At 46.4% G+C, this 6,762-nt stretch carries 6 protein-coding genes and 1 pseudogene; 5 read left to right on the forward strand and 2 right to left on the reverse strand.

The annotated features are described in order from the left end of the window. The 4 genes from AB7E53_RS08770 to AB7E53_RS08785 all read left to right on the forward strand — a co-directional run. Positions 1–249, forward strand: a 249-nt coding sequence (locus AB7E53_RS08770) for a GldM family protein (RefSeq protein ID WP_446775222.1), incomplete at its 5' end; no start/stop codon positions are given. A 12-nt stretch (positions 250–261) separates the two neighbouring features. Then, on the forward strand, positions 262–1,329 hold the full coding sequence (porN, locus tag AB7E53_RS08775) for a type IX secretion system ring protein PorN/GldN (protein ID WP_068187058.1): 1,068 nt from the start codon (positions 262–264) through the stop codon (positions 1,327–1,329). An 80-nt stretch (positions 1,330–1,409) separates the two neighbouring features. After that, positions 1,410–1,940, forward strand: a complete 531-nt coding sequence (locus AB7E53_RS08780; RefSeq protein ID WP_068187060.1) for a chromate transporter — start codon at positions 1,410–1,412, stop codon at positions 1,938–1,940. Between the two features lies 1 nt (position 1,941). Then, the gene (locus tag AB7E53_RS08785; RefSeq protein WP_068187062.1) at positions 1,942–2,493 is read left to right on the forward strand and encodes a chromate transporter; all 552 of its coding nucleotides are present in this window, start codon (positions 1,942–1,944) and stop codon (positions 2,491–2,493) included. Positions 2,494–2,500: 7 nt separating this feature from the next. On the opposite strand, the gene AB7E53_RS08790 is transcribed toward AB7E53_RS08785, so the two are convergent. After that, the gene (locus AB7E53_RS08790) at positions 2,501–3,628 is read right to left on the reverse strand and encodes a clostripain-related cysteine peptidase (RefSeq protein WP_350455718.1); all 1,128 of its coding nucleotides are present in this window, start codon (positions 3,626–3,628) and stop codon (positions 2,501–2,503) included. Between the two features lies 1 nt (position 3,629). After that, complete coding sequence (locus tag AB7E53_RS08795) at positions 3,630–5,156, reverse strand: glycoside hydrolase family 10 protein (protein ID WP_446775224.1); 1,527 nt, start codon at positions 5,154–5,156, stop codon at positions 3,630–3,632. Positions 5,157–5,302: 146 nt separating this feature from the next. Between AB7E53_RS08795 and AB7E53_RS08800 the strand changes: the two are divergent. Next, a pseudogene (locus tag AB7E53_RS08800) lies at positions 5,303–6,762 on the forward strand (excinuclease ABC subunit UvrA); the annotation flags it as partial.

Raw genomic sequence — 6,762 nt, forward strand, 5'->3', positions numbered from 1 at the left:
ATCAAAGCGGCAATTGACGATGATTTGTTGAATGTAACCTATTCCGTACTTCGGTTCGAGCTCACTTTCTTTGATTCCATGGGGAATGCCATTCCTGAAGTATCGGACGGAAGTAACTTTTCTCAACGGCAGAAAGATTATATCCGCAGGCTGTCCAAAGGAAAGCGTTTCTATATCACCCGTGTCGTAGCAAAAGGGCCTGATGGTATTGAACGGACCATACCCACCATCGAAGTTATTGTAAATTAATTGATCTTGTATATGAAACATCTGTATTATATAGCAATTCTTGGAGGCTTCCTCTTTACTGTAAATCCGGCATTTGCTCAGGAGGAGGGGCAGTCGCAACAGCAGACTCAACAAAGAAGATCACCCCGGGCCACAACCGGATCCCGGGTGGAGACGCAGGAAAGCAATGTTCCGGAGCTGACGGTAAGAGCACAAAACATGAACGAACATCTTACCCAGGATATCGGGAATGCACGTTGGATGCGTGTAATTTACAGAGAGGTGGATCTAACCAAGGAGCAGAATGCACCGCTTTATTATCCTGTACGCCCCATTAATAAACAGATGAATTTGTTTACAATCATCTTCCGTCTGTTAGGTGAGAATAAAATATCAGCCTACGAATACCTGGATGGTTACGAGGATTTCAGTCCGTCGCACCAGGTTAATTTCAAGGATTTGCTGGACCGCTTCTATATTCTTTATAAGGAAGAAACTGTTCCCGGCGGTGGCGGAGTAAAGTATGTAATAGACGATAGCGACGTCCCTTCGGAAGAGGTAAAGGCATATTACGTAAAAGAGGCATGGTATTTTGACCAGCATAACTCAGTATTTGATGTTAAGACACTGGCCATTTCGCCGATTCTGTTTAATGCAGGCGATATGGGTGAACAAAGAATGCCGATGTTCTGGCTGCCCTACGAATCCATACGTCCCTATGTATCCACTGTGCCTATCATGACATCCAATATCAATAATGCAAAGACATTTACTATTGATGATTATTTTCGGAAACGGATGTTTGCCGGTGATATCGTGAAGACCGAAAACCTGATGAACCGTAACCTTCAGCAATATTGCCCTACGCCCGATTCGATGAGCCGGGAACAAGCCCGTATTGAGAAAGAGCTTACGATGTTCCGCGAGAGCCTTTGGGTTCCCGAAGATACAGCCACGGTTGCAGCCAGCACAAATAAGGAATCCAAAGGAAGAGTTAAATCCGTACGCGGACAGGCTCCTGCCAAACAAAAAACCGTCAAGCAGAAAGCATCCAAACCCGAAAAGTCGGCACCCACAAGAAGCGTACGCCGTACAAGATAGAACGCAGCACGCAAAGTCTGCATATTTATAATTACCTTTGTTGTTGATTCGTTTGTTTAATCAATAGCAGAGGTAATTTTATGTATTGGACGCTCTTCATCACATTTGTCAGAATCGGAGCCTTTACCATCGGAGGAGGATACGCCATGTTGCCATTGATCCAGCGGGAAGTGGTTGACAGGGGATGGATGAGTAAGGAGGAATTTATCGACCTTTTTGCGGTCGCTCAATCCTTACCCGGGGTTTTTGCCGTGAACATATCCATCTTTGTGGGTTATAAATTGAAAAAGCTCACAGGCAGTGTAATCTGTGCATTAGGAACCATCCTGCCATCTTTCCTGATCATATTGGCGATAGCCCTCTTCTTTACACAATTCAGAGAAAATGAATGGGTGGAGAAGGCATTTAAAGGCTTACGCCCGGCTGTGGTCGCCCTGATTGCCGTTCCCGTAATTACAACAGCCCGTTCCCTCCGTCTGCGCGGCTGGGTGCTGGTCATTCCCGTGGTAGTTGCGCTATCCATATGGTTGCTCAGCTTGTCGCCTGTCTATATCATTATCGTAGCCGCGGCAGGCGGTTTATATTATCGGATGTATTTAAAAAGACATTAGTATGCTGTTTCTACAATTATTTTACACCTATCTTAAAATCGGCCTTTTTGGTTTTGGAGGCGGATATGCGATGCTTTCATTAATTCAGGATGAGGTGGTCGACAAGCATGGGTGGATATCTACCCAGGAATTTACCGATATCGTTGCTATATCACAAATGACGCCTGGTCCCATCGGGATAAACAGCGCCACCTATATAGGCTATACAGCGGTGCAGAATGCAGGATATTCTACGGAGATCAGTATCTTAGGATCCGTAATCGCAACCTTTGCAGTCTGTCTGCCTTCCTTTATTCTGGTGCTTATCATCTCCTATTATTTTGCCCGGTTCAAAAACAATAAATATGTGGAGGCCGCTTTCACAGGCTTACGCCCGGCTACGGTCGGCCTGATTGCTGCAGCGGCCCTGTTATTGGTGAATGCAGAAAATTTCATCGATGCTAAAAGTGTGCTGATATTTATCGGCTCCTTTATCCTTACCTGGAAATACAAGATGCATCCCATACTGATGATCTTTATTGCCGGAATTGCCGGAATCATTCTCTACTGGTAGAGTCAGGTTACTGGTATGTAACCTTATACCAATCCATTCCCTTGTACCACTCGTTGAGCTGTTCCAGTCCCGCTTGCGGAACATAGATGCTCAACCCCGAATAGCGATTGATATAGATAGACCCTTTGGCATAGGTAGCCATGGGGGTTGTTTGCTTGTATATAACCACTTCGTCCAACACCTTTTTAAAGTTTGTATATTGGGGTTCCGTAGCCAGTCTGCCAATAAAATCATCCAGGTCGTACAAGGCATGGTAGGTGTTTCCCAGATACTCCAGCTGTTGCAGTTCATTGACAGGCAGCGAAGCGATTGTCTGCTCCTTACCCTTTACAATCTCGCTGCATACGGCGGCCAACTCATCCAATTTGGATGTGTTAATCAACGACACCGATGCCGATCGGTTCAGTCCGGTCAGCTTATCATAGTATGTGTAAAATTTTTCACCTATTTGCTGCAGACCGGCTTTCTGCGTGAAGAAATCAGCCATAATCAGCTTGTAAGGAAACCCTTCGGCCAGTACCTCGGTTGGAGAAGCCAAAATATAGTCTGCTTTGTTCCGGAGGGCATACACCACTTCTGTGCTCGCCATATAGCAGGCATCAAACAGAATAAAGTCAAATACATGATCGGGAATAGCTTCGGCAAGCTCATCAATCTCCATCCAACTGGTCTCATCCTGTCCAAAAGACCGGAGCATCGGCTGTACATTGTAAGGCAGCCAGGCAGTGCCGTGACTCCATAAAACCAGGCCATAACTTTCGGCCGGAAACTCAGATACAACCGATTCGAACACCCCGCGCATAACAATGGGATCGGCCGAATTCTGCTCGGGATAATCCTTTATAGCCAGCTTCTGTATCGTCCCGTCGCTCTTGGCCTTGATCTGAAGAAGCTGCGGAGCCGCATCGGAAGCATCCAGATAGACCAACAGATTCCCGCCATTGAGTGCGGCTGCAGAGCTCCCCTTTACGATCGATTCCAGATTCTTGTAGGAGAATGAACTCAGGGAATTATCCGCAGCCATGTAAATAAGCACGGTACGTACCGGCGTCGGACATGGTTCGTCGTTGGAGCATCCCCATAAAAAAGGCATGCAGCATAACAACCCGATAAGAATACGCCGAATGTTATTCATCTTATAGCTTCACTTTTTTTGATTTTCCTTTTTTGCTCTCATTATGGAAACGATCCACAGCAGTTACTACATACTTGTATGTATCATTTCCCTTTTCATAAGGTAACAAATAAAAAGTCTTGTTTGTTATGGTTACGATGTTGGCCGGGTTCGTGATGTCTGCCTTTTCACCCGCCTTAAAACAATACACAACGAAGTAACGGGCTAACTCCGGATTTGTATCACTTTGTTCGGCTTTCCAGTGTAACAGATACCCCTCCTTCGTCCATTCGGCTTTAAGGCCGGAAACCTCTTTGGGTAGCCGGTCGTGCAAATGCGTATAAGCCGGAATCAAAGCCGGATAGCGGTGATACTGTTCTTGCAGCTGGTTGGCCACACCTCCGGTATTCCATAAAATTTCATTTGCCGGCCAGAAGCAGTTACCTTGTATATTGGAGGCAGAACGGATGTATGCCATCTTCTTGTCCAGCTCGTCCTTCTTCATCGTGCGGGCCACATCCTGACCAATATACAGGTGTCCTCCGTTGGCATTCTTATCCCACCATTTCACAAGCGTTACATAATCGGCAGCTTTATTCCCGATCTCCCAGTAAATCTGAGGAATGTTGTAGTCTATCCACCCCTTCTGCACCCATAAGGTGATGTCTGCATACAGATCGTCGTAATTCTGCAATCCGTTGGTATCGCTTCCTGAACCATCCGGTGTATTCTTTTTGTTACGGTAAATGCCAAAGGGACTAATTCCGAAGCGGACCCACGGTTTGGTACGCAGAATGGTTTGCTTGATATCCTGCACCAGCAGATTTACATTCTCCCTGCGCCAGTCGGCCCGTTGATTGTCTTTGTATCCTTTGCTGCGTCCGTACGCATCAAAGCTGGCATCATCCGGAAAGGGGAGACCGGCTACCGGATAGGGATAGAAATAATCATCCATATGGATAGCGTCTACATCGTAACGTGAAACAATGTCCTGCACCACCTTGCAGATAAAAGCACGGCTTTGAGGCAGGCCCGGATCAAACAAAATCATTTTATTGTATGTTACGAACCATTCGGGATGCTTGTTGTATATATGTCCCGGGGCAAAAACAGTATTCCCCGATGTGCTTACGCGGTATGGGTTCAGCCACGCATGAAACTCCATGTTCCGTTCGTGGCAGGCGTTGACTAAAAATTCCATCGGGTCCCAAACCGGATCAGGTGCAACCCCTTGTTCGCCGGTAAGAAAACGGCTCCAGGGTTCCAGTTTGGATTGATACCAGGCATCCGCTTCGGGGCGCACCTGGAACACGATGGCATTGATACCGCAATCCTGCAGGTAATCCAATTTACGGATCAACTCTTTTTTCAGCTGCGAAGTCGACATGTTTTTATATTCACCCTGGTGGACGGTCTGAATCCAGGCTCCTCTGAATTCCCGCTTAACCTGGCGGCCTTCAGCGGGTTTAGGTGTTTGTCTTAAGGTTGTACACGAAGCAGATGCCAGCAGCATCAAGAAGATGAAAAGACGTAATGAGTAGGAATACATGAGTTTTATCTGTTTCATAATGCAAATATAATGTTACAAAGATATAAAAATATCACTATCTGTCAATACAATGAAAGGTTCTGACAGCAGCTAAAACATTCAACCCAAAAATATCGTTATCTTTGTAGTTTATAAAATATGTACCTATGTACGATGCAACAAATATAGAGATAAAAGGAGCCCGCATCAATAACCTGAAGAATATTGACGTTACTATCCCAAGAGATAAATTAATTGTTATCACAGGATTATCGGGATCCGGAAAGTCTTCGCTCGCTTTCGACACATTGTATGCCGAAGGGCAAAGGCGTTATGTGGAAAGTCTTTCCGCCTATGCGCGTCAGTTTCTCGGCCGAATGGGTAAACCGGAATGCGATTATATCAAGGGTATTCCTCCCGCTATTGCCATAGAGCAACGGGTGAACACCCGCAATCCACGTTCTACTGTAGGAACATCTACCGAAATATACGAATACCTCCGGTTGCTTTACGCACGTATAGGAAAGACTATCTCTCCGGTATCGGGCGAAGAGGTTAAGAAGCACCAGGTTTCGGATGTTGTAAACTGGGTGTTGGATTTCCCCGAAAACACACGCTTCTCAGTCTATACGCCCGTTGTTCTGCCGGAAGGACGCGACATGAAAGAACAGCTTACCATTCTTCAGAAAGAGGGGTACACCCGGTTGGAGATCGACGAGAATGTTTACCGTATCCCGGAAGTAATGGAGAACGAATCTCTTTTGGCATCCGGGGGTATTCAGCTACTGATAGACCGTCTGGCCGTTGCTTTCGATAAGCCGTTTAAGAACCGTCTGGCCGATTCTGTAGAAACCGCCTTTTTTGAAGGACATGGTACCTGCGTAGTGAAGGTCTTCGATCCGAACGGCACCCAGACAAAAGAGTTCTCACGTAAGTTCGAAGCCGACGGTATCGTGTTCGAAGAGCCCACAGATATGATGTTCAGTTTCAACAATCCCCTGGGAGCCTGTCCGGTTTGCGAAGGATTCGGTAAAATTATGGGAATAGACGAAGATCTGGTTGTTCCGGACAAAAGCAAGTCGTTGTATGATGGGGCTGTAGTTTGCTGGAAGGGCGAAAAAATGGGTGAGTGGTTGAACGCATTTATCCAGGCAAGCGCGAAATATGATTTCCCCATCCATCGTCCGTACTACGAGCTTACGGAGAAGGAACGGGATCTGTTGTGGCACGGTGCAAGGGGTCTTCATGGAATTAACGACTTCTTCTCTTTTGTAGAGGAAAATCTATATAAAATACAATACAGGGTGATGCATGCCCGGTACAGAGGCAAGACCACCTGTCCCACTTGTAAAGGAAGCCGCCTGCGAAAGGAGGCCCTGTATGTACAGGTAGGAGGAAAGGATATATCCCAGATTGTAAGTCTGCCTATCAACGAAGCCAAACTCTTTTTCGATACCCTCAAGCTGGACGAAACGGATGCAGCCGTATCGAAACGCTTACTTACCGAAATAGACAGCCGTCTGCAGTTCTTATTGGATGTTGGACTTGGGTACCTTACCCTCGACCGCCTTTCAAATTCCCTTTCCGGTGGCGAGAGTCAGCGTATCAACCTGGCCACCTCTTTAGG

Source organism: Macellibacteroides sp. (assembly GCF_050251695.1).
GTDB classification, from domain to species: Bacteria; Bacteroidota; Bacteroidia; order Bacteroidales; family Tannerellaceae; genus Macellibacteroides; species Macellibacteroides fermentans.